General features: G+C 45.6%; 18 protein-coding genes and 1 pseudogene. 8 read left to right on the top strand and 11 right to left on the bottom strand.

Going from position 1 to position 24236, the window contains the following annotated elements; translation table 11 throughout:
- Window positions 1-165: 165 nt before the first annotated feature.
- Window positions 166-432: a hypothetical protein gene (locus AC1EK4_RS05585; protein ID WP_480357342.1), complete on the bottom strand. Its 267-nt coding sequence runs from the start codon at window positions 430-432 to the stop codon at window positions 166-168.
- A gap of 339 nt (window positions 433-771) precedes the next feature.
- On the opposite strand from AC1EK4_RS05585, the gene AC1EK4_RS05580 reads away from it, so the two are divergent.
- From AC1EK4_RS05580 to AC1EK4_RS05545, 8 genes are all read left to right on the top strand, one after another.
- On the top strand, window positions 772-1749 hold the full coding sequence (locus AC1EK4_RS05580) for a hypothetical protein (protein WP_156431095.1): 978 nt from the start codon (window positions 772-774) through the stop codon (window positions 1747-1749).
- Window positions 1724-3901, top strand: coding sequence for a hypothetical protein (locus AC1EK4_RS05575; RefSeq protein ID WP_480357340.1), 2178 nt, complete (start codon window positions 1724-1726; stop codon window positions 3899-3901). The genes AC1EK4_RS05580 and AC1EK4_RS05575 overlap by 26 nt, the downstream gene beginning before the upstream one ends.
- A 570-nt stretch (window positions 3902-4471) precedes the next feature.
- Complete coding sequence (locus AC1EK4_RS05570; RefSeq protein WP_480357338.1) at window positions 4472-5140, top strand: HmuY family protein; 669 nt, start codon at window positions 4472-4474, stop codon at window positions 5138-5140.
- Between the two features lie 35 nt (window positions 5141-5175).
- Entirely contained in the window at window positions 5176-7404 is a 2229-nt protein-coding gene (locus AC1EK4_RS05565; RefSeq protein WP_480357337.1) for a TonB-dependent receptor, read from the top strand.
- A 28-nt stretch (window positions 7405-7432) separates the two neighbouring features.
- Entirely contained in the window at window positions 7433-11656 is a 4224-nt protein-coding gene (locus tag AC1EK4_RS05560; RefSeq protein ID WP_480357336.1) for a cobaltochelatase subunit CobN, read from the top strand.
- Window positions 11657-11662: 6 nt separating this feature from the next.
- Window positions 11663-12388 carry a hypothetical protein gene (locus AC1EK4_RS05555; protein WP_480357335.1) on the top strand — a complete coding sequence of 242 codons (726 nt, stop codon included), beginning with the start codon at window positions 11663-11665 and terminating at the stop codon, window positions 12386-12388.
- A complete protein-coding gene (locus tag AC1EK4_RS05550; protein ID WP_480357334.1) occupies window positions 12385-12987 on the top strand; it encodes a MotA/TolQ/ExbB proton channel family protein in 603 nt (200 codons plus the stop codon). Before AC1EK4_RS05555 ends, AC1EK4_RS05550 begins: the two co-directional genes overlap by 4 nt.
- Window positions 12984-13316 (top strand): DUF2149 domain-containing protein, encoded by a 333-nt coding sequence (locus AC1EK4_RS05545; RefSeq protein ID WP_062433990.1) that lies wholly within the window; start codon window positions 12984-12986, stop codon window positions 13314-13316. The genes AC1EK4_RS05550 and AC1EK4_RS05545 overlap by 4 nt, the downstream gene beginning before the upstream one ends.
- 117 nt (window positions 13317-13433) lie before the next feature.
- On the opposite strand, the pseudogene AC1EK4_RS05540 reads toward AC1EK4_RS05545, so the two are convergent.
- From AC1EK4_RS05540 to AC1EK4_RS05495, 10 genes and pseudogenes are all read right to left on the bottom strand, one after another.
- Window positions 13434-13547: pseudogene (locus tag AC1EK4_RS05540) on the bottom strand (IS982 family transposase); the annotation flags it as partial.
- A 327-nt stretch (window positions 13548-13874) separates the two neighbouring features.
- A complete protein-coding gene (locus tag AC1EK4_RS05535) occupies window positions 13875-15287 on the bottom strand; it encodes a tetratricopeptide repeat protein (protein ID WP_036896306.1) in 1413 nt (470 codons plus the stop codon).
- A gap of 87 nt (window positions 15288-15374) precedes the next feature.
- Window positions 15375-16337 carry a PstS family phosphate ABC transporter substrate-binding protein gene (locus AC1EK4_RS05530; protein ID WP_036896308.1) on the bottom strand — a complete coding sequence of 321 codons (963 nt, stop codon included), beginning with the start codon at window positions 16335-16337 and terminating at the stop codon, window positions 15375-15377.
- 7 nt (window positions 16338-16344) lie between these two features.
- Window positions 16345-17178, bottom strand: a complete 834-nt coding sequence (locus tag AC1EK4_RS05525; RefSeq protein ID WP_062433987.1) for an energy transducer TonB — start codon at window positions 17176-17178, stop codon at window positions 16345-16347.
- Between the two features lie 34 nt (window positions 17179-17212).
- Entirely contained in the window at window positions 17213-17860 is a 648-nt protein-coding gene (locus AC1EK4_RS05520) for an ExbD/TolR family protein (protein ID WP_036896311.1), read from the bottom strand.
- 3 nt (window positions 17861-17863) lie between these two features.
- Window positions 17864-18475, bottom strand: coding sequence for an ExbD/TolR family protein (locus AC1EK4_RS05515; protein ID WP_036896312.1), 612 nt, complete (start codon window positions 18473-18475; stop codon window positions 17864-17866).
- 30 nt (window positions 18476-18505) lie between these two features.
- On the bottom strand, window positions 18506-19342 hold the full coding sequence (locus tag AC1EK4_RS05510) for a MotA/TolQ/ExbB proton channel family protein (RefSeq protein ID WP_036896313.1): 837 nt from the start codon (window positions 19340-19342) through the stop codon (window positions 18506-18508).
- 302 nt (window positions 19343-19644) lie between these two features.
- Window positions 19645-20838 carry a pyridoxal phosphate-dependent aminotransferase gene (locus tag AC1EK4_RS05505; RefSeq protein WP_480357332.1) on the bottom strand — a complete coding sequence of 398 codons (1194 nt, stop codon included), beginning with the start codon at window positions 20836-20838 and terminating at the stop codon, window positions 19645-19647.
- Between the two features lie 109 nt (window positions 20839-20947).
- Entirely contained in the window at window positions 20948-22159 is a 1212-nt protein-coding gene (locus tag AC1EK4_RS05500; protein ID WP_062433981.1) for a bifunctional 3,4-dihydroxy-2-butanone-4-phosphate synthase/GTP cyclohydrolase II, read from the bottom strand.
- 23 nt (window positions 22160-22182) lie between these two features.
- A complete protein-coding gene (locus tag AC1EK4_RS05495) occupies window positions 22183-24084 on the bottom strand; it encodes an LptF/LptG family permease (RefSeq protein WP_062433977.1) in 1902 nt (633 codons plus the stop codon).
- Between the last annotated feature and the right edge of the window lie 152 nt (window positions 24085-24236).

The raw sequence follows: 24236 nt of genomic DNA, 5'->3' as shown, positions 1-24236 counted from the left end.
AAGTTTGCACTAAGGAAAGCCTAGTCTAAAAGACTTCCCATACATTTCACCATTGTTTTATACCTTATAAGGCAAATTCAATTCGCCCCTACAGGTCAGTAAAGCCTCTGTACTTATCGCTTAAAAACGTGGTCTGTCATACGGTATAAATGCTATTTGTTTACACTAGACAATACATAAGTACATGGAAAGACTCGTAGGGACGCGACATGTCGCGTCCGAGAACTGTATATACACTGTAAATCTAGGAGCAAATATGACTGTGGACTTCCCCGCGGACGTGGCATGCCACGTCCCTACAGAAGCCTCTCCCCAGTCATTATCTCCCTCGTTTTTAGTCGTACCGGCTGAGCCGACAGCGACTACTCGGTCGATGACCGATGGTTCTCCAAAAGGAGCGGGAGCAAGAAATAAACCTTTTCCGTCCCACAATTTAAAAACTTATCAACTCAAAAACTTACAAACTGCCCCCTAAACTCATCTACTTGTCAACCTAAAATCTTGTCTACTTGTTTACTCGTTCACTTGTTTACTAAAATGATTGGTGCGGGGTGGGGCTTCTGCAGCGCCTATTCAGCATCGCTGCCAAGCCTATTCAGAAATGCTGAAAAGTCGAGGCAGCGACACTGCCTAGCCACTGCAATCAGTCAAGTAAGAAATTGGTACAAGACAAGAAAGTATGGTTGACGACCAATTTTTATGTAAAATAATGATAATTCAAAGCTAATCCTCCGCTGATTCAGATAAAATTGATAAGTTTGCAACAACACTATGAAGATAGCTATGAAAGGAGTGATGCAAACAATAACAGGACTATACCATGACTACAGCAGCGCTAGGACATTGCGTAGGACATGGATGATCGGAACATTGATAGCATTGCTGTACTCAGCATTGACCGCATGCCACGAGCAACCGAAACCTGTCAAAGTTCGCTCGGCCTATTATTGGAGTACCAGCTTTGCGGTAGATACGGCCTATATCAATCGACACCACATTTCAAAACTCTACATCCGCTACTTCGATGTGGTAAAAAATGCCGACGGAGAAGCCATGCCCAATGCCACTATATCATTTAAACAGACTCCACCAAAGACGGTGGAAGTGATTCCGGTGGTATTCATTGTCAACGATGTGATGCGAAATCGCGTAGACGGACTGGCCGAAAAGGTTGCGCAACGCATCATGCAAATGACCCAAACACATGGTATCGCAGCACTGAAAGAGATACAGATAGACTGCGACTGGACACGAACAACCCGCAAAACATACTATGCTTTTATGCAAGAGATGCAAAAACTATTGAGCAAGCAAGGCATTCACTTGTCATCAACCATTCGCCTTCACCAACTGGCACAGACGCCCCCACCGGCCGACCGTGGTGTGTTGATGGTATATAATACGGGCGATTTCACCAATATACACAACGAGCATCCTATCTTGGACTACCGCGACGTGAAACCATATCTGCGCTATATAGCCGGCTATAAGCTGCCCTTATCGGCCGCCTATCCCAACTTTACCTACCGACTACTGTTTCGCGGCGATAAATACGTGGGCATTGTACACCACGAGAATGAATACCCGATGTTGCCGGGCGACACGATGATTACGAGGCACTCTGCTCTTGAGCAGGTATTACAGACCAAGCATGCCCTTGAACAGAAGCGCAATGACATCAACAACGAAACAATTATCTTCGACTTAAAACGTAACAACCGCCATGATGAAGAGATTTATAGTCATTAGTTTATTGCTATTTATTGTAGGAAAAGCCTCAGCTTGCGGCCCGATGGCACCTGTACACAACTACTATCTGTTTGATGTGTACGACCAGAAATATAATTATTTCACATTCGACTACCAACTGTTTGAATATTGGAAGAAATATACAGGGGTAACGTGCGAGGAAAATGAAGTCTCTAATCATTACCCTAATAAATACAGTTATAATGACCTCTTCTTCGGAGATGACTGTGCTTTTTTAAAGGAAGTGGCTCGCAAGAAAGGCGACAGAGAGATGTTGACCTACATCAAGCAAATAGCCGACTACAGCAAAGTGAGCGGTGACCTGTATAACCAATGGAGTTATCCGACGCCGGAGGACATTGATCGTACCAACAAAACACTCGCCATCATTGCCACAACGGCCGGTCAACGACTCCATGGACGTCTTAAAGCACAGTATTGCCTGCTGCTGATGCGTGCCAACATGATGCTGAAGCGATATGCCAACAACATTCTGGTATGGGAAAAGACAGGGTGTTCGCTGTCCAAAGGAGTGTATCGAGACATGTGTCGAAACATTTATGCCAACGCATTATACAACTTACCCAATGACAAACAGGCGCAGAAGCACATACAAATGGCACTCGACATCTATGCCGAACAAGGAGATTTGCAGAGCGTGAGATGGAGATTGCAACAATACAGGAATGTACCGGGTATCCGAAAGATATATGCCGAGACGCCCAACTCACCTTCACTCATCTATCTGATACAAGAGTTTGTGAACGGAGCGCAAGAGACTGCCGACACGCAAGGGAACAAAGAAGCCATAGAATGGGTGGGATATATACCGACATATCCAGCAGAAATGAAGCAATTCGTAGCACTATCGAACAGCGTACTGCACGAAGGCAAGGTGAAAGACCCGTGCTTGTGGCAGGCAGCCAATGCCATGTTGCACTACATCATGGGCAACTACCGACAAGCAGCCAACGATGCTGAGCATGCAATGATGATGCGTGGAATGCCGCGTTCGCACGATGTGGCACGAGCCATCAGACTCATGGCACGGGCCAAACTATTACCTCTCCATGGCAACGGGACAAAATTTATTGCTCAAGAAATGGAATGGCTCGATCGAAAGATAGCTCCCCAAACTGCCTACGACTGGCAAGACGACTACTTTTGGAGGGTAAAAGACCGCTTGGCCTACACCGTGCTCGTACCTCGTTATAAGACTATGGGTAACAAAAACATGGAGACAGCCCTGATGGATATAGACAACCAAACAACAAAAGCCTATCCATTCCCTTTTTACACATACAATGTCAAAGAATCTTTGGGTTGGGAGTTGGGCTCGAAGATGGATAGTCTTACAGCAAAAGAAGCTATAGCCTATACCAAGTTTGTTTATTCCAAACCAGAAGATGCATTGGCTCGGTATGTGACAAAGCACACGACGCACGACCGGGAATACTATAACAACTTAATAGGAAGTAAGTTTCTGCGCGAAGGACGATTTGCCGAAGCACTCCCCTATCTACGAAAACTACCGATGCTCTATATCAATAGCGATGAAAGTAATTATGTATTATATCATCGTGACTTTACCGCTCCACGCTGGTTTGTACGCCAACGCAACGGTAATGATTTTGACGGCTACGAGGTTCCGGCCTTGACGAAGAATTATAAGGTGGCATTCTGTGAGGATATGCTGCAACTACAAAGCCGTTACAAGCTGGCTGGGACCGATGCCGACCGTTGCTATTTCGGCTACGAACTGGCCAAACGCTACTATCAGGCATCGCCTTATGGAGATTGTTGGTATATCACTCGCGACGACTTTAGTTGCTACGACAGTGCCAAAAGCTACGAACAAGACTTTGCCAAAGAGACCGTTCGACTGCTCGACGAGTGCCTACGCAGTGCCCACGACAACTTTCAAATGAAACAACAATGTCTCTATGCCAAGGCCTTTGTGCTGTTCAATGTGTATGGCCAATCGCCTAATTACTTTTGGGAGGGTATAGAAAGTGTCTTCAAATATCCCGACCTGCACGACGCTTACACGCAGTTGGCTGACTTCTATCGACAAAGTACGCTCTTCTTAGACCCAATTATCACACGCTGCGACGTGTTGCAAAGATTCATGCAAGGCGATTTTCCCACTTGACCCATGATGACTACTCCGCCAATGCACGGTTGCCGTCACCGAGAAGGGCTGCCTCTTCTTGCCCTTTCCCGGATGGAACGCAGGCGTTAAAGATGGCCTCTGCAAGATATTACAGATAGGCCGTCACTTCTCATGGTGGTGGGCGGACGGCGCGGTGGTCAAGCTCTACCCTGACGGGGCAAGACACCGCCGCGAAACGCAATCCGCACCTGCGGACGGGGCAAAACACCGCCGCGAAATGCAATCCGCACCTGCGGACGGGGCAAGACACCGCCGCAAAACGCAATCCGCACCTGCGGATGGGGCAAGACGCCGCCGCGAAACGCAATCCGCGCCTGCGGACGGGGCAAAACACCGCCGTGTAAACGCAATAAGGACGTTCAAGGGCTTAGTTGCGGATTTGAGGGTATTCTCTTATGCTTTGTCACAGAACATAAAAAAAAATACGCCTAAATTCATTTATAAACAGGTTCTCTAAATCACAAGATTTAGGTATTGTAGGCACTTATAATTCGTATTAATTTTGCAAGCGTTGAAAAATATTTTATTAATCCTATTTTTTTTATAGAAATGAAGACAAAATTATTCGCAACTATTTGTTTAATGTTATGTGTTTTTACGTCATGCGATAAAAACGCCGGTGACACCGATCCAAAACCTAATACAACGGCCAAGCACTTCGAGGCTCCGGCAACTGGATTCGATTCGTGGCTGTATATTGACCTTGAGACAGGGAAGACCACCGTGCAGAAAGAACTCGGCGAGTGGACATACCGCAAATATGAGAAGAACGAGAAAGGTGAGGATTTATCCAAAGTCATCGATACGAAACCTGCCACAGGCACGGAGAAGGACAAGCCTCAGAAGTGGGACATCGCCTTCAACGTATACAATCCATGCGTGAAGGACGGCGAGGTGCTGATGACCGAAGAGACTGACATCATGAAATTTACCCAAATGCCTAGCGGAGAATACAAGGGCAACGTACCTGGTCTCATCACCGTGGATATTAGTCGAATGAGAAAGGGTATCATCGGTTATGCAAAGGCACAGATTAATAAAGAACTGCAGAAGTGGCTCAAGAGTACGGGCATGGGCCAGCCGAAGATTGTGAGCGACAAGGTGTTTGCCGTAAAGTTTAAGAATGGCAAGATGATGCTCTTAAAGTTTAAGGACTATGTTGATGCCACAGGCAAGAAGAAAATCGTGAGTTTCGACTATAGAGTTATGAATAAATAACTATAGTTTCACATTTCATGATGATAGATACAATTATGAAAAGACTACTTTCCATATTAGTATTGCTTACGGTGGCTTTTGCCACCGTTTGTGCCAATAACAATCCCCCACTTGAAAAGAAATATGCCATCACGGGAAAGGTTGTCGATGCCGGTGACGGGACGGCAATGCCTGGTGCGCGACTTACTGTGGAGGGAACGAATATTGTAGCTGGCACCGATGGCAAGGGTGCCTTTACCATTTACGTGCAGGACAACAAGGTGTATACCATTCATGTCAACTATATGGGCTATGTAGCCCGCACATTGCATGTACCCGCCACGGGTCATCCGTCGCTCACGGTCAAGATGACACAGTCGCACACCAAGCTCGACGAGGTGGTAGTCACAGGAGCGAGGACGGAGAAGCCACTAAAGGACGTGCCCGTCATCACGCGTGTTATCTCGCAGGAGGAAATAAGAATGGTCAACCCCGTTGATCTGAACACATTGCTGGAATATACCTTACCCGGAGTACAGTTCTACTATAACAGCATGAGCCAGACCACTACGCTCAACTATCAAGGCATGGACAGCAAGTCGGTGCTCTTCCTGCTCGACGGCGAGCGCATCAGTGGCGAGGGCTCCGACCATAATATAGACTTCTCGCGTATCAGCATCGACAATGTGGAGCGTATCGAGATAGTGCGTGGCGCAGCTTCGACACTGTACGACAGTCGGGCCATAGGTGGCGTGATTAACATCATCACGAAGAAGAGTATCAGACCGTTTGATGCTAGGGTCAATATGCGCTACGCAGGATACAACGGCGAGAACTATGCCATGTCATTGGGCATCAACAAGAACAAGTTCAGTTCGCAGTCGTCGTTCGGCTTCCGCCATCGCGACAATTATACGGTAAAAGACACGGAGGGTAAGCAGGTTGAGATGATCAAGCCCGACGGCAGTGTTAGCAAGTCGCAGAGCAAGCCCTCTTCCCTAATCATGTATGGCTACCGTATCATGGACTTCGGACAGCGATTCAAGTATCGTTTCAATGACCATCTCAGCGCTGAAGCATACGGCACCTTCTATACCAACACACGTCCGACAATGAACGGCAAGCGGTGGCATCAGCGATATGAAGACCTCGTAGCTGGCGCGAAGATGAAGTGGCAGGTAAACGACAACAACAGATTTGACCTTTCTTACACCTTCGACAACTATGTCAAGAAGGATGTGTTCGACCGTGTGGAGCTCGTTGAGAAGATTTATGGCAACATCAACCACAGCACGCGTCTCTACTACACGGGCAACTTCGGTCGCCATACTTTCAGTGCAGGTATAGAGGGCATACACGAAAGCCTGAAACACTATATGATGAAAGACACGGGTACGGTAGACATCTCCCAACTCTCGCTCTGTGCTCAGGAAGACTGGCGCATTACCGACAACCTCAACCTCGTGGTGGGCGTGCGTGGCGATAAAGGCTATCATTACCGCTTCCACCTCACTCCTAAGGTGTCGATGCTCTATCGTCCGTTCAAGCATGTCACATTGCGTGCCGGCTATTCACAGGGCTACCGCATTCCCACACTCAAAGAGCTCTATCAGGAATTCAACATGGGCGGAATGGGAATCATGATGTATGGCAATAAAGACCTTAAACCAGAAGAGGGTAGTCAGCTATCGGCTTCGGCAGAATATGACTATGGAGGCTTCAACCTTTCGGTGTCGGCCTACCACAACCGTTTCCGCAACAAGATTTCATACGAGTATATGGAGCCTGGTAAAAGCTATAATATGAGGTATGTCAATGCCGAGAACGTGAAGACCACGGGTATTGAGGCTACGGCCAACTACCGTATGGCATGCGGTCTCCAATTCAGGGGAGCCTACACCTACATCAACGACTACGATGTGCGCGACGGCTACAACCAGTCGTGGATACGTCCACACAGCGCAAAGTTCAACGCCATATACAAGCACAAGTTCGGCAAGACCACCGAGTCTATTGCATTCAACTGCCAGTGGATGTCGCGCATCACGCGCTACTCGTACAACAGCACAGCCAAAGCCTACACGCGCTACGTGTTTGAACCGCGTACGGTCTGCTCTATCAATCTCCGCTCGGAGCTACCGAGAGGCATCACCCTCGGACTGATGATGGACAACCTTTTCAACTTTCGGGACAAGGCTGCCGACTCAGCGGTACAGCTTCCGCTCAACGGTATCAGTTATGTGGCGACAGTCAGCATCAACATTGCCGACATGATAAGAAAGTAATCATGCCTTACACCCTTAAAACCAAATTATGAATAAACGAAAATTATCAATCATAGCCGCCGTGGTAGCATTGCTACTCATGGGTATAGGCATATGGCACAAATGGCTATCCACTACAAGGATAGCCTTTGTGAATTATCAGACAATCACACTCGGACAGATAGCCCGTGCTAATGATAATCCGTTCATCAAGATAGAAAATCTTAGTGCCGACGACATCAAGAATGCAACCGACTACGACATGGTCTTCGTGCAGGCTATGGGACTGCGTCTCACCGAGGAGCAACGCGAAAAGTTGGAAAAGGCAATGCAGGGCGGAACACCCGTGGTGAGTACGATGATTACTAATCCCGACAACGATTTCTGCTCGGTAGACACCACCACAGCCAATCGTCTGAAAGCCTACATCGGCAACGGCGGACGCGAGAACTACTGCAATATGCTTTCTTATGTGCGCAGGCACATCGACCGGAAAATTATCTATGCTCCCGAACCAGGCGAGGTCGTAGAACGCATATACGGACTGCTTTACCATACCGACCCCGATCATGCTGACGGTGAAAACCTACAATTCAACTCCGTGTCGGAATACAAGAAATTCCTTATGGAAAAAGGTTTGTGGAAAGATAAGGCCCCTGCCATTGTCATCACAGGCTCGATGGGCGAACCAGAGGAACTTATTGCCGAATTGGAAAAGACGGGCAATGTGGTGTTCCCTGTCAACTCTATCCATAAATTCGTGGAGGAACACCATGCCGACAGCATCAACGTGTCGGCCATCATCAACATGGCGCACGGTCGTCTCGGCGATGGTTTCGTGGACTATTTGAAGCATGTCAACGTACCATTCTTTGCTCCGCTGAACGTGGGAAGGCTAGAAAAGAAATGGGAAGACGATAAGATGGGAATGAATGGTGGTTTCCTGTCGCAGAGCGTGGTAACGCCCGAAATAGACGGTGCATTGCGACCATTCGCCCTTTTCGCTCATTACGTTGGTAAAGACGACCTGGAATATGTGGCGGCGATGCCCGAACGCCTCAGCACGTTTGTGCAGACAGTGAACAACTACATTGGTTTAAAACACAAGCCAAACAGCGAAAAGCGTGTGGTCATCTACTATTATAAAGGTCCGGGGCAGAATGCCATGACCGCAGGTGGCATGGAGGTTGGACCTTCGCTCTACAACCTGTTGGTGCGCCTCAAGCAGGAGGGCTACAACGTGGCAGGACTGCCCGAATCGCCCGAAGGACTGGAGAAAGCCATTCATCGGCAGGGTGCAGTGTTCAGCCTTTATGCCAAAGGAGCTTTTGACGAGTTTATGAAAAACGGAAAACCTGCACTCGTCAGCAAGACCGAATACGACAGCTGGGTAAAAAAGACACTCCGCCCCGAAAAATACAAGGAGGTGGTGAAAGCCAACGGTGAATTTCCAGGTGAGTATATGGCAACACCCGACGGCAAGCTAGCCGTGGCTCGTGTGCAGTTTGGTAATATTGTGCTACTTCCTCAGAATGCCGCAGGCAAGGGCGACAACTCATTCCAGATAGTGCATGGCACCGAAGCTACCCCACCCTACACCTACATAGCTTCCTACCTATGGGCACAGCACGGTTTCAAAGCCGATGTGCTGATACATTTCGGCACACATGGTAGTCTTGAGTTTACACCGAAGAAGCAGGTGGCATTGAGTAATCTCGACTGGCCCGACCGACTGGTGGGCGCAATACCACACTTCTACTTATACACCATCGGCAACGTAGGCGAAGGTCTTATCGCCAAACGTCGCTCGTATGCAGGCTTGCAGTCGTATCTCACACCACCGTTCATGGAAAGCGGAATGCGTGGCAAATACGGCGAACTCTCTTCCAAACTGAAACTCTACACGCAGAACATCGGCAAGGATAAAGCATTGTTGCATCGCACCTCGCTCGACATCAAAAAACTCGTGGTGCGTTTGGGATTCCATCGTGATTTGGGATTGGATAGCATAATATCACGCCCTTACACAGAGGAAGACATTCTGCGCATCGACAACTTTGCCGAAGAACTCTCGACCGAGAAGATTACTGGTCAGCTCTATACCCTTGGCGTTTCTTACGAGCCGGCTCGTATCAACAGTAGCCTACTCGAAATGTGTACCGACCCCGTGGCTTACTCGCTCTTTACGCTCGACAAGGTGAAAGGAAAAGCAAGCGAGGCAATGCTGAAACGTCGCTCCGAATTCAACAGTCGTTATCTTTATCCTGCCAAATCGCTGGTGCAGTCGGTCATCAATAGTCCGGCAACAGTCACCGACGCCTTCGTATGCAAAGTTGGACAACTCTCACCGTCCGACCTACAACGTGCACACAGTATCTATAAAGACCTCACAGCACCGTCGGATATGATGAAAATGATGATGGGCATGGGCGCAACGGGCAAGAAACCAAAGAGTGGCATGCCGAAAGGTATGGGCAACGCCATGCACGGAAAGCCGTCGACAGGTATGCCTCAAAAAGGAATGCCTTCAAAAGGAATGTCGGCTATGTCTGCGATGATGAAAAAAGAAAAGAAATCATATAGCAGGGAGGAGAAAGCTTTTGCCTTTGCCGTGCGAGAACTTGAGCGCACGCTGAAAAGCATCGACAAGTACAGGCAATATCTTGCGGAAAGTCCACGGTGCGAGCTGGAAAGCATGCTCAATGCTATGAACGGTGGCTACACAGCGCCATCGCCAGGTGGCGACCCGATTGTAAACCCGAATACCCTGCCAACGGGTAGAAACCTCTACGGTATCAATGCCGAGGCCACACCGAGCGAGGCAGCATGGGAGAAAGGAAAGCAACTGGCACAGAATACCATCGAGATGTACCAGCGTCGCCACAACGGCGAAATGCCACACAAGGTGAGCTATACGCTATGGAGTGGCGAGTTTATAGAGACCGAGGGTGCAACGATAGCGCAGGTGCTCTATATGCTGGGTGTTGAGCCTATCAGAGACTCGTTCGGCCGAGTGAGTGACCTACGCCTGATTCCCTCGAAAGAGTTGGGAAGAAAGCGTATCGATGTAGTGGTGCAGACCTCCGGACAGCTCCGCGACCTTGCAGCGTCACGCCTTTTCCTCATCAACAGAGCGGTGGAAATGGCAGCTAATGCCAAGGACGATGCCTTCGAGAACGAGGTATCCATTGGCATGAAGGAGGCCGAACGTTACCTCACAGAGAAAGGTGTGTCGCCCAAGGAGGCACGCAAACTGGCATCGCAACGCATCTTCGGAGGTATGAACGGCAACTACGGCACAGGCATACAGGGCATGGTGATGAGTGGCGACCGCTGGGAAAAGCGTGAAGAGATTGCCAACACCTACATCAACAATATGGGTGCTTTCTACGGCAGCGAGAAAGACTGGGAGCAGTATAGCAAGCATGCTTTCGAGGCCGCCCTCACCCGCACCGACGTTGTGGTGCAGCCTCGCCAGAGCAACACATGGGGAGCACTGAGCCTCGACCATGTCTACGAGTTTATGGGCGGACTGAACCTTGCCGTACGACATGTGACGGGCAAAGACCCCGATGCCTATCTGAGCGACTACCGCAACCGCCACAACGTGCGCATGCAGGAGGTGAAAGAGGCAATAGGTGTGGAGAGTCGCACCACTATTCTAAATCCCGTATATATAAAGGAGAAGATGAAAGGTGGCGCGAGCGCAGCAGGAGGTTTTGCCGAAATCGTGGAAAACACCTACGGGTGGAACGTGATGAAGCCACAGGCGATAGACAAGGAACTTTGGGACGACATCTACGATGTGTACGTAAAAGACAAGTACAACCTTGGCACACAGGCATTCTTCGAGCAGAAAAATCCTGCAGCATTGCAGCAGATTACCGCTGTAATGCTCGAAACCGTGCGAAAGGGAATGTGGAATGCTACACCACAGCAGGTGGCCGACCTTGCCAAACTGCATGTCGATATGGTGAAGAAATACAAACCGTCAGGCTCTGGCTTCGTGGGCGACAATGCCAAACTGTGCAACTTCATCGCCTCAAAGGTAGATGCTGAGCGTGGCAAGGAATACCAGCAACAGATTGACCGACTGCGCAATGCGGCGACAAACACGGGCAAGGGCACGGTGATGAAGCACGAGGATATGTCGCAGACGGAAGAACATACACAGAAGATCAGCGAAGGCATGCTCGCTGGCGGTGCGATATTTATTCTCCTTGCTCTGCTGATGTTCGTCATCCGCATGCGCCGCAAAAACCGTACACGATAAGACGCTATGGAAACCTTAGTTGTCATACTCTTCATACTTGTCTGTTTCAGCTTCGTGCTGAAACAGACTTTTGTACGTCCGTTGCAGATGGGCATCACGGCGATGGCGGCATGGCTGTTTACTGGGCTGGCATGGCGTGGCGCGATATTGCAGTCGTCTACACAGATTGCAGGTTGGCTTACCAACACCGAGCTGGTGCGCGACATCTCCGTGTTGCTCAACCTCGATGTATTGTTAGCCATGGCCTTCTGCCTGCTGGCGACCGACATGGAAATATCGGGGCAGGTGGGTCGTAGGGCACACTGGCTCCTCGTCTTTCTACGCTTCTTCCCCGGCATCATGGTCGTACCGGCAATGTTTGGGATTCTCGTCAAAGTCATCTTTGCATTTCCTGGCGAAGACTTCTCGCTCGTGGCATGGACGCTGGGTGGCGTATTCGCCGTAGCCATTCCGTTGCTCACACATACGCTGAAACGCCTGCTGCCCGAAACCTTCCTACGCCTCGAACTGCTCTTCCTCAGCAGTCTGCTCATCGCGCTAATGGGCATCGTGGCAACGGTTAACGGCAAGACAACCGTGACGGGAACCGACAGCGTCGACCTCGAATCCCTCGTCGGCACGCTGGTTCTTATAGCCACATCGATAGTGGCAGGTATGGCGTGGTATCGGTGGCGCACCAAACAACAAATAATTCAAATGAATAGAAAAAAACAAACGGATATAAAACAATGAATTACATAACAGACATACTCTATTGGATTTCGTCGGGACTCCTCGTTCCCGTTATCCTCATTCTCATATTCTTCTTCCTCCGCTCGTTGCTATTGCTGGGTGGATTCTTCAATCAGTATCTCACCATGCGACAGAGCGGAGTCATGCTACACAGAGAGATGAAAACGCTCACGGCTGATAATCTTATGACGCTCCCCGAACGCCTACCGAAGGGAAGGCTACCCATAGTTACCTACATGGAAAAGATGGTGGAGCAACGAGGGAGCGCAGCCAAGATTAACCACCTAATCGACGAATACGAATGCATGGCGGAGCGTGAACTTGAAACCTCTAAGATGTTTGCCAAGATGGGGCCAATGACAGGACTCATGGGCACACTCATACCAATGGGTCCCGCACTGGTGGGACTATCATCGGGCGACATAGCCTCTATGGCATACAATATGCAGGTGGCGTTTGCCACTACCGTCATCGGACTATTTGCAGGAGGAGTAGGCTTCGTGGTCAAATCGGTGAGGCAACGCTGGTACAGACGCGACATGAGCGCGCTCAACTACATTGCCGATATGTTGAACGAAAACAGCGACAATCCATCATGAGAAGACGACCAATCAGAATTGGGCATGACGAGGACGACGACCCGATGAGCGTAGTGGGCAACCTCTTCGACGCAGCAATGGTCTTTGCTGTGGCACTAATGGTAGCACTCGTTACCCACTACAAGATGACCGAGATGTTCAGCACCGAGGATTTCACCGTGGTGAAAAATCCTGGGAAGGAGAATATGGAAATCATCTCTAAGAAAGGCAAGCAGATAGATCGCTACACACCGTCGGAAAATCAGAATGTCAAGGGCGACAAAGGCCGTCGCGTGGGTGTGGCATACCAACTGGAGAATGGCGAGATTATCTACATTCCCGAGGAATGAACAGTCCCTGTTTCGTTAATTCAAATCCAGCAGGTTTGCGTTGTAAGGTTATAGGTATATGATAGATGTTGCTTAAATGTTATTGCAATGTAGAAAAATAATGTGAGTTCGACGAATTTAAAATAGTGCAGGCTGTGTGTCAAATGTCCTTTGTACATTGACGCACGGCTTCTTTGGAAACAAACAATATGCAGCCAATGCTCCAAGCATATTGACGATAAAATTATCAAATTTATAAACTGAAAGAACTACCCTTGCATAGCTTCCTATGAAATTCTTTTCATCATAAAGGGAATATGCAACATCCGCAAACAAATGGGATTTATAGCCCGGAGGGCTAGCCTTGAATAGCCGGGAACTGTCGAGCTAAACGAAGATAGTCTCCGGTATGAGTATATACCGGAGATAAAGTCTGATAAGACTTCCCCATCATCGAGCCTTATACAAGAAATTAAGCCATGGGAGACGAACGGTTCTCTCACATACATGGACAAAAAAATCCCCAAAAGCATTGCTGCCTTTGAGGATATATATCTATTTAAGAATTAATTCAATTTACTACTTACCAAGAGCTTGCTTAGCTGTTTCATTGTTAGGATCAATCTCTAACATCTTGTTCCAATAGCTATCTGCTGTACTCTTATCGCTCTTCAGCGTATAATAGTATCCTAGATACTGGTAAGCTTCCAACAGACGAGCATCGTCACGGTCGCCTTTCTCGGTATGACTCTTAATGATTTCAATCAACTTCTCATAATGAGGTTTAGCCGCACCGGTCTTTGTTTCAGGGTCGAGAGCATAACCGATATGAGCACGCTGATAGGTAGCGAAGTCAGCTGCACTTGGGAACTTCTCTGCCATCTCACCGAATACTCGGTCAGCATTAGCATAAGCTTCCTTCTGTTCAGCACCAGTGGTCTTGGTAGCCTGATTCATATACATGTTAGCCAACGCATTATAGTCGATAGCTGTAATCTGCTTCAAAGTCTTGAGATACTCGTCATAAGTCTTAGTAGCATTAGCAATATCGCCCATCTCTGAGTAAGCACTTGCAATATTCTTCAAAGCGTCAGACTTATCGGCATCATTATCTTTGTTATTTGCCAAAGACTGTCTAAACATATCAATAGCTTTCTGATACTCCTTGTTACCTTGATAAGCATAACCATAATAGAGATAGTCGCTCTCTGTAATCTTAGTAGAGTCGCTCTGATTGAACAAACGGTCAGCATAAGTAAGAGCCTCTGGGTAACGCTTCAAGTTGGTAAGGTTAAAGAACGAGATACGATTCAAAGCCGGATGACGTGGGAACTTGTTGTTACCGAACTGAGAAATAGATAAACTCTTCTCAAAGTCACCCTTAAGGAAGTTATCCAAAGAGTAACTTACCAAGTCGGTAGCTTCCATCTTGTTCTTATCTACCTTATCATAATACTCAATAGCCTTGCTCAAATTACCGGCCTTATCGTAAATCTGTGCAGAGACAATATCTACTGGATAATCGGGTAGGTTCTCATGAAGCTTATTCAACATTGCCACAGAAGAAGAAGGGCTAACCTTACTATTGATCTGTGCATACTTGCGATAACCTTCGGGATTCTTCGGATCTACGAATGTAGCCTGCTCATACCAAGAAGAAGCCGCACCACCATTGTCCTTGATAACCTGAATATCACCACTCAAAATGAAAGCTGGACCATATTTCATGTCACGTTTAAGAGCCATATCGGCATAGACTTGAGCATTGAGCGTGTCTTGAATATCAAGATATGCACGACCAATACCAACAAGAACCTCCGGATTCTTCTTGTACATCTTCACAATGTCCTTCATCTGTTTAGCCTTATCAGGGCTGTTAGACTGAAGAATCTTATTCACTTGCTCAATGGCAGCTTTCTCATTCTGAGCCATCACAGGAGCACCAAATCCTATCATCAATGCTCCGACTAATAAGTATTTAATTGCTTTCATAATTTCTTCTTTTACTGTTATTAATTCAAGTATTGAATGCTAATTATTAGACGTATAACAATACTAAATGTAACATCCATCACATTATTATTCGCTTACATTAACATCTCGAATGGTAATATTCCCTTGTACAGGTAGCAAACCCGACTTGAGAATAATCATCTGGCCTTTAGGTGATGCCAAAAAATGAGCGAATCCCCATGGAAGTCCGTTAATAGGGTCGTTCAACAACGCATAAACGGTACGGATAAGGGGATAATTTCCATTATATATATAATATTGGTAAGGCTTCCAGCTATTCATAGGAGTAGCTTTATCTTTACGGCTTACCGACATTAAACGAATATTCTTATTAAAAGTAAGATTGGTAGTGTCTCGACTGTCATTCAGCCAATTACTTCCGATGATACCAATAGCACCGGGAGTCTTCTCTACATAGCTGATAACATCAGCAGTCTTCTGCGTAGCAAACACATTCGGACTGGCAATAGGTTTACCACCTAAGATGGAATCTTCGGCAAAATGCACGGCACTAGATTTACGATTATCAAAGACAACAGTAATCTGCCCACTCCTAGAACCAGCATGAATCTGATTCCATTGTGTCACTTTGCCACTTAAGATACGAGCTATGTCTTTCACAGTTATGCAGGTATCAGGATTTGCCTTGTTGACAATGAGAGCCAAACCATCATAGGCAATCTTGAGAGCCTTCGGCATAAAAGTGCGATCTCTTAAATTCTTTAATTCCGACTCTTTATAGTCACGAGCTGTAATCATCAAGCAAATCTTATTTTTCAGCAACATATTCATACCATCCGATTCGTTAGTATAAATGGGCTTTACCTTTGCTTGAGTATAAATAGTCTCAAATATCTGTCGCTCTTCCTCGATAATGGGACTAAAACTTTCGTCAGAGGCGAAACTAATCACCCCTGACGAATATGTGTCTGTTCTGCCACCTTTATGCTTCTTTTGTCCACAAGAAGCAAGAAGGCTGACAGACAGTAGTGTTAATCCTACGAATATGTAAGATACTCTTTTCTTCATTTACTTATCAGTTCTGCAACTTGAACGATACAGGAACATTGTATTTCACACGCACAGCTGAACCATTCTGCTTACCGGGGGTCCAACGAGGCATGCTACGTACGACACGCTGTGCTTCTTTATCAAGTGAGGGATCTACCGAACGTACGACACGAACATCTGTGATAGAACCGTCTCTCTCAACAACGAAAGATACAACGACACGTCCTTGTACACCATTTTCCTGTGCAACTACAGGATATTTCACGTTACTGCTAAGGTATTGAAGCAATGCGGTAGGTCCACCGGGGAACATAGGCATCTGCTCTACGACTTCAAAGACTTTTTCCTCTTCCTGCTTTGGAGGTTCAGGCTGAGCAATTACTTCCTTAGCCTTCAACACCTCTCCACCAGCTTCATCGTTACCTTTAACCTCGAACGAACCAATAGCTGTCTTGGTCTGCATCAACTGATCCTGTGTCTTTAATTCCTCTTCGGGCTTAACCTCAGAGTCTTTCTTGATTACAGGAGGAGTAAACTTAATAGAACTCTTTACACGTTCAACTACCTTTTCAGGTTCAACTTCAATTTTCTTCTTCTTTACCTCGGCCTGTTTTTTAGGCTGATTCAAAGCAGAAAGTTCGTTTACCTGTGTGGCAGCCACCTTACGAGCATTCTCATCTACGATATTCTTAATAGCTATAGCAGAGAAAGCAACGATGGCAAGAACGAAAACGGCAGCGATGGCGATAAGATTTCTCTTGGCAGTCCCCTTACGAAGCTTGTATGCACCGTAAGCTTGGTTTCTACCAGCGAAGACCAAATCGGTCCATTCACCAGATATTAAATCTATTTTTGACATTTTCTTTTTGTTTTAAATCATTTGCGTAAAAGACTTATTTCACACCCTTCTTGTCAAGCAATTCCTTGTCTTGAGGATTGATCTTGTCGATTACGTACTTACCAATACTGCAAATCTGCATTTCATCAAGAACATCTACCAAGTTCTTATAAGAAGCACCGTCTGTTGCGCGGATAATGATAGTCAAAGTAGGAATCTTCTCACCATCAACTTCACCAGCTTTCAACTTCGCAAGTTCCTTGTCGTAAACTTCCTGAGTATACTTATTAGGCTCGTTCAACTTTTTAGCGTCGAGTTTAGCCTTGGCACGCATAATAGCCTGAACAGGGATTGTTCCGTCTTCAGTCTCATGATTGATGAGCACACTACGAATACCCTTTGCACCCCATGTGGTTTCTTTCAACGTATTGGGATCGCTGTAGTTAGGCATACCCTCTACATAGTAGATTTTGTCGCCACTACCTACATAGATAGTAATCGTCTGTGAAGCCTTGGTAACCGACTTGTCTTCATCTTGAATGTTCTTATCGTTACTTGGCATACTCAACTCCATCGTCTGTGGTTTTGCCAAAGATGTACAGAGCATGAAGAATGTGATAAGAAGCATCATCATATCCACCATAGGCGTAAAGTCTACACGGATATTTATCTTCTTCTGTCTACTTTCTTTCTTTTTAGCCATGCCTTAGTCCTCCAACTTTTTATAAGAAGTGATGAGATAGTAACGGTTCTCACTCATATCCTGAAGTTCGGACATTACCTTCTTGATTACCTTATAAGGAGTCTTCTCATCGGCCTTGATAGCGAGTTTGATATCAGGATTAGCAGTACGAGCCTGCTCTACCCACATCTGGAACTCACTCTTCTTGCCCTCGATACTGTCTGTAGGAATACCAAACTTAGGAAGTTCTGCAGCCATCTGACTTGTTTCTAAGTTCAAATAAGCACCCAATCTATCCATGGGAACACCCCACATTGCATCTTTCTGGAACTTTTTCTCCTGTTCACCATTCAATGACACACCAAACTGACCGGTCATACCAGCAAGTACATCCATCATTTGTGTTTGGTTGTCCATACTCATAAATATCTTACCGGTCTTATCAACCAAGATATTCAGAACGTTCTTCTCTGGAACTTTGATCTCTGATACCGAACCGGGGGTTACAACCTTTACTGGCTCATTCTTCACAAACGTTGATGTCAACATGAAGAAAGTCAGCAAGAGCACCATCACGTCCGACATAGGGGTCATGTCAATCCAAACGTCACTCTTCTTAATTTTTACTTTACCCATAGCGATAAAATTTTAAAGGGTTAGCAAAAATTAAGCCTCTTCTGTGTGGTTTGCTTCGTATGTCTGAGCGATAGAGTAACCTACTTCGTCGAGTGCGTATGTCAACTTATCAATCTTGTTTGTGAAGAAGTTATAAGAAACTACTGCAAACCAAGATGTCAAAATACCGAATGCAGTGTTGATCAAGGCCTCAGAAATACCAGTTGACAATGCAAGAGAGTCACCACCACCACCTGCTGCAAGAGCGGCGAACGACTTGATCATACCGGTTACAGTACCGAGAAGACCTGTCAATGTACCCAATGTTACGATAGTAGCAATCATCGGAAGGTTCATCTGAAGAGTAGGCATCTCCAACTGAGTTGCTTCCTCGTGAGCCTGCTGGATTTTAGCAACCTTCTGACCTTTCTTAATACCACTAGTAGCTTCCATTTCCTTGTAAGCATTCAAAGAAGCTGCAACAACATTAGCTACAGAACCTCTCTGCTTGTCGCAAACCTGCTGAGCCTTAGCGAAGTCACCAGCATTCAAAGCTGCCTTAATATTAGCAACGAATTTGGTCAAAGAGCCCTTACCAAAAGCGGTACGAAGAGCCAACCAACGCTCTACAGAAAGAGCAAGAACGGTAAGCAACAAAGTGTGGATAATTGGAACGACCATACCACCCTTATAGATAGTACCCATCAAGTTACCATTAAGAACGGCACCTGAAGGATCGTTATTTACGAAGTTTGCAGGATTACCGAGAATAAAGTTAAAGATACAAATAGCAATAATGAAACATGCTACGATGATCCAGAATGCTGCTCTGATACCTTGGAAGCCCTGTCCCTTCTTAGGGGTGGCTGTTTTTTGTGTAGTTGCCATAATTTTAAAAAATTAATTTTTAGTTATTGAAAATTTATAATATTTGTTCGATTTAGTGTCAATGGTTAGCAAATGTAGGAAAACCACGTAGGAATACCCATTTTTTGTATCGCAAAGATAATCATTTATGAATAACTACAAACCGAATTAAGAAGTTTTAACGAGATAGTATATTAAATGTCTCCCTTTATACAAAGCCGAAAGCAAATTGGTCTAAAACTCCACTTGAATAGCACATTATATATATAAAGAATAGAGCACGAATATTCTACGTTACAACATTTCTTAACAAGATTGCATTATTACTTCAACTTACCTAACACGCCTTTTATTCTTCTCATGGCTTCACAAATATTCTCATCGCTAGTAGCATAGCTCATACGAAAACATTCTGAGTCACCAAAAGCATCACCACCTACTGTTGCGACATGTCCGACTTCAAGTAAGTACATAGCTAAATCTGTAGAATTCTGAATAGTACGCTCGCCATCCGTCTTACCATAGAAACTACTACACTTCGGGAACAGATAAAAAGCTCCTTGTGGAACATTCACCTCTAAACCCGGAATATCCTTTGCCAATGCTACAATCAAGTCACGGCGACGCTCAAATGCCTTGCGCATATCTTCCACGCAGCCCTGTTCTAACGTATAAGCAGCCTCAGCAGCTTTCTGACTCACCGAACATGGCCCCGATGTATACTGTCCCTGCAACTTATTGCAGCCTTTAACTATCCACTCCGGAGCAGCAATATATCCAATACGCCAACCAGTCATAGCATAAGCCTTAGACACCCCATTCACAACGATGGTACGCTCTTTCATACCATCTACCTTCGCTATGCTGGCATGTTCACCTATATAATTAATATGCTCATAGATTTCATCAGCCAACACAAACAAATCCTCATGTTCCTTTATGACAGTTGCCAAGGCTTCTAATTCTTCCTGAGAATACACGCTTCCCGTAGGATTACTGGGAGAGCATAGTATCAACATACGTGTCTTGGGGGTAATGGCAGCCTCCAGTTGCTCCGGAGTCATCTTAAAATTCTGATCAAAGCCGGCATTCACTATCACAGGATTACCTCCAGCCAACTTCACCATCTGCGGATAACTCACCCAATAAGGAGCAGGGATTATCACCTCATCACCATCATTGACCAATGCCATCAGCGTATTACAGACACTCTGCTTAGCACCATTGCTCACCAAGACTTCATTGACAGTATAATCCAATCTATTCTCATTCTTGAGTTTAGCAACGATAGCATTGCGTAAGTCAGCATATCCGGGAACAGGAGAATATCGAGAGTAGTTCTCATCAATAGCTTTCTTTGCAGCATCTTTAATATGATCAGGCGTATTGAAATCAGGTTCACCCACGCTCATATTGATTACATCAACACCCTGAGCCTTCATCTCACTACTCTTCTGCGACATGGCAAGCGTTGCCGATGGTGCCAGACGGTTCAATCGATTAGATAATTGTGCCATAATTTTATTCTACAGTTTATTCGTTAGGCTGCAAAAGTACGCATATTATCTGTTACAGCGAAGAATTCGTAACAGTTTTTACACTTTTATCTCGATTTTGTGTCATTTGTTATTTTATATGGAGTATATGTCCCATTCTGTCGCGTTTGGTTTTGAGATATTTCAAATCGTTTTCATTGGGTTCTATCTCGATAGGCACATTTTCCACTATTTCAAGCCCATAAGCTTCCAATCCAACACGTTTGGTAGGATTGTTTGTCATCAGTCTCATCTTATGGATGCCTAGATGACGCAGCATCTGAGCCCCACAACCATAATCGCGCTCATCGGGTTTAAAACCTAAGTGTATATTCGCGTCTACCGTATCATACCCTTCTTCCTGCAATTTATAGGCTGCAATCTTATTCATCAAACCGATACCGCGCCCCTCTTGCTGCATATAGACTATCACGCCTTTACCTTCTTTTTCTATCATCTCCATAGACTTGTGCAACTGTTCTCCACAATCACAGCGACGACTACCAAGAATATCACCGGTAGCACAAGAAGAGTGGACGCGCACCAATACCGGTTCGTCTTCCTTCCACTCTCCCTTAATCAAAGCCATATGCTCAAGTCCATTACTGGTTTGGCGGAACGGTATCAAACGGAAATGCCCATGAACAGTAGGCATATCAACCTCTTCACCCACCTCAATACTAGATTCTTTCTCTAGTCGATAAGCTATTAAATCCTTGATAGTAATGATCTTCATACCCCATTCTTTAGCTTTCTGCTGCAAACTGGGCATACGAGCCATAGTACCATCTTCTTCCATGATTTCCATCAACGCACCGGCAGGATACAGTCCGGCCAATCTACACAGATCTACAGCCGCCTCAGTGTGTCCACTACGACGCAACACCCCATTATCTTGCGCATATAAGGGGTTGATATGACCGGGACGACCAAATGTTTGCGGTGCCGAATTCGGATCGGCCAAGGCTTTGATAGTTTCTGCTCTATCATGCGTCGATACGCCTGTACTGCATCCTTCCAGTTTATCTACGGTCACTGTAAAAGGCGTACCCAACACCGATGTATTATCTACAACCTGACGTGGCAAATCCAACTCGTCACAACGCTGTAACGTAATAGGCGCACAGAGCACACCACGCGCATTCTTCAACATGAAGTTTACCTTCTCAGGCGTTATCTTTTCAGCGGCTATTATCAAGTCGCCTTCATTTTCGCGATCTTCATCGTCAACAACAATGACAAACTTGCCATCCTTGAAATCTTGTACAGCATCTTTAATGCTACTCAGCTTGAAGTCTTCCATATTATATATATGTATATGTGATTCTACTTTTTCAAATCGTTAATTCTGCTTACCACCAGTTGATTCGTTCTCATAATCAATTTCAAATCGCGCAACAAACGCAGTCTGAAACGCCACATTCTCAGGTAAAGAACGATACCCACCGGGAATATAATGGCCGCAACCGCATTCATCCATTTTCTTGCAAAAGGCCGCGTATGTGCCCTTACTGAAAGAATCGGATAGCTACTAATAGCCCCTAAAATATGTTTATCTTTCGTATTCGACAAATCTTCTATCACCTCTTCTATTTCCCCACTGATACGTTCTATCTCATGATCAGACTGGTATTTGAAAAACACATTCACCACATGAGGAGCCGAACGCAAATTATGATTCAACGAATAACGCGATGCATCTCGGCTAATTTGGCGAAGTCGCTCTTTATCTTTTTCATAATCCGGGTCATTAATGATTACCTCTTTGGCAAACACATGCCGTTTCACACGCAAACCCAACAAGCGCCTGAAGAACTCTATGTATAAATCCAAGTTGAATACCATTGAGTCATTATTTGCCTTATATGTCACAAACACAGCCACAGGTGTCAAGACCGCGGGAGCCAATCCTTTACCAAACCACACAGCCCACATTCCACCACGAGCCATACGATAGCCCGAATTATCGAGGATATAGTAAATAATGAACACCAAAACCGATATGATGACCGGTATACCCAATCCTCCTTTTCGGATAATGGCACCAAGCGGTGCACCGATGAAGAAAAATATCAAACACGAAAGAGCCAACGTAAACTTATTGATAGCTTCTATTTCGTGCTGTCTGATGAAGTAATCACCATCACTTGTCACCAAACTTTTAAAGTTCAAATCGCTTACTTTGGATTGTACTTTGCTCAAAGCCATCGACACAGCCTGTTGTTTTCTGTCTAAAGACAGCTTGTTAAACACCGTGTCTATATCCACTTTATCTGTCGTCGCTAGTTTTACAGCCGCAAGCGAATCCTTCTTCGACAATGTTATCGCCGCATATTCTCCTTGCTTTTCATCTCGATAGTACATCCTACCGATACTGTCATATCTGGCGTTCAGCGAATCCATAGCATGATTGATCTCCAAAAGACTCTTACTACTCGCGTTATTAGAAAGGCTTGTAGCATCAGTCATATTGAAATCACCATTATAATCTATGACGATACGTTTCTGTATGAAACTCTCCCGACGATAAGGTATAGCTGCGGAGTTACCAAATTCGTCCGACTGCATATTCTCAAACCATTCCCCACTCCACAGTGTCAACAGCAAATGTTTCTTCTCTGCCGTGGCCTGCAACATCCCAGAGTCGGCCAAGATGATAGCTTGATCTTCGTAACTTCCCGTCATACGATAAATCATAATGCCGTAAAGTTTACCGGTATCCATATTTTTCTTTTGCACAAAGAGATTACTATTAGGGATACCATCATAGAATACACCTTCGGGGATTTCCAGTTCCGGACTCTTCTGCTTCATGGAAATCAACAACTGCGCAATCTTCATATTAGCCGTTGGCCCCACATTATTCTGGAAATAGAATGAACCTATACAAATCAATACCGAAATAAAGATGAGCGAACGGAACGATTGCATCAGAGATATACCCGCAGCTTTGATAGCAGTCAACTCACTACTTTCTCCAAGATTACCAAAAGTTATTAACGAAGACAACAAAATGGCTAGCGGCAAAGCTTGCGGAACAAGCATCAAGCCCATGTACCAAAAGAATTGAGCCATCACTTCCATAGACAACCCCTTACCTATTAATTCATCGATATACCTCCAAAGGAACTGCATCATCAGCACAAATTGACTGATAAAGAAAGTACCCAGAAAAAGTATACCAAACTGCTTGGCAATGAATATATCTAATTTCTTGATGCGAAACATTACTGACTGTCCGTCGTGACCATATTGATTTGAATACAAAATTAGTATAAATTTGTTAGAATCTCCGTCTTTTTCATTTTTTTATGCCTCACGCCACATCTAAGCCCAAATCTCAATGCTTTCTGCAATTAAACTACTTACATCTCAAAAGT

It is taken from the genome of Prevotella sp. C0026C3 (genome assembly GCF_056590795.1).
Note: the sequence above shows the minus strand (reverse complement) of the source record. Positions and strands in the feature narration are given on the sequence as shown.

Bases quoted from the DNA above. Each gene is read 5' to 3' on its own strand.
- AC1EK4_RS05565 (WP_480357337.1), top strand. From the start codon at position 5,176: ATGAAAAGACTACTTTCCATATTAGTATTGCTTACGGTGGCTTTTGCC.
- AC1EK4_RS05545 (WP_062433990.1), top strand. From the start codon at position 12,984: ATGAGAAGACGACCAATCAGAATTGGGCATGACGAGGACGACGACCCG.
- AC1EK4_RS05535 (WP_036896306.1), bottom strand. From the start codon at position 15,287: ATGAAAGCAATTAAATACTTATTAGTCGGAGCATTGATGATAGGATTT.
- AC1EK4_RS05520 (WP_036896311.1), bottom strand. From the start codon at position 17,860: ATGGCTAAAAAGAAAGAAAGTAGACAGAAGAAGATAAATATCCGTGTA.
- AC1EK4_RS05555 (WP_480357335.1), top strand. From the start codon at position 11,663: ATGGAAACCTTAGTTGTCATACTCTTCATACTTGTCTGTTTCAGCTTC.
- AC1EK4_RS05570 (WP_480357338.1), top strand. From the start codon at position 4,472: ATGAAGACAAAATTATTCGCAACTATTTGTTTAATGTTATGTGTTTTT.
- AC1EK4_RS05495 (WP_062433977.1), bottom strand. From the start codon at position 24,084: ATGTTTCGCATCAAGAAATTAGATATATTCATTGCCAAGCAGTTTGGT.
- AC1EK4_RS05510 (WP_036896313.1), bottom strand. From the start codon at position 19,342: ATGGCAACTACACAAAAAACAGCCACCCCTAAGAAGGGACAGGGCTTC.
- AC1EK4_RS05525 (WP_062433987.1), bottom strand. From the start codon at position 17,178: ATGTCAAAAATAGATTTAATATCTGGTGAATGGACCGATTTGGTCTTC.
- AC1EK4_RS05560 (WP_480357336.1), top strand. From the start codon at position 7,433: ATGAATAAACGAAAATTATCAATCATAGCCGCCGTGGTAGCATTGCTA.
- AC1EK4_RS05500 (WP_062433981.1), bottom strand. From the start codon at position 22,159: ATGGAAGACTTCAAGCTGAGTAGCATTAAAGATGCTGTACAAGATTTC.
- AC1EK4_RS05550 (WP_480357334.1), top strand. From the start codon at position 12,385: ATGAATTACATAACAGACATACTCTATTGGATTTCGTCGGGACTCCTC.
- AC1EK4_RS05515 (WP_036896312.1), bottom strand. From the start codon at position 18,475: ATGGGTAAAGTAAAAATTAAGAAGAGTGACGTTTGGATTGACATGACC.
- AC1EK4_RS05580 (WP_156431095.1), top strand. From the start codon at position 772: ATGAAGATAGCTATGAAAGGAGTGATGCAAACAATAACAGGACTATAC.
- AC1EK4_RS05575 (WP_480357340.1), top strand. From the start codon at position 1,724: ATGATGAAGAGATTTATAGTCATTAGTTTATTGCTATTTATTGTAGGA.
- AC1EK4_RS05505 (WP_480357332.1), bottom strand. From the start codon at position 20,838: ATGGCACAATTATCTAATCGATTGAACCGTCTGGCACCATCGGCAACG.
- AC1EK4_RS05530 (WP_036896308.1), bottom strand. From the start codon at position 16,337: ATGAAGAAAAGAGTATCTTACATATTCGTAGGATTAACACTACTGTCT.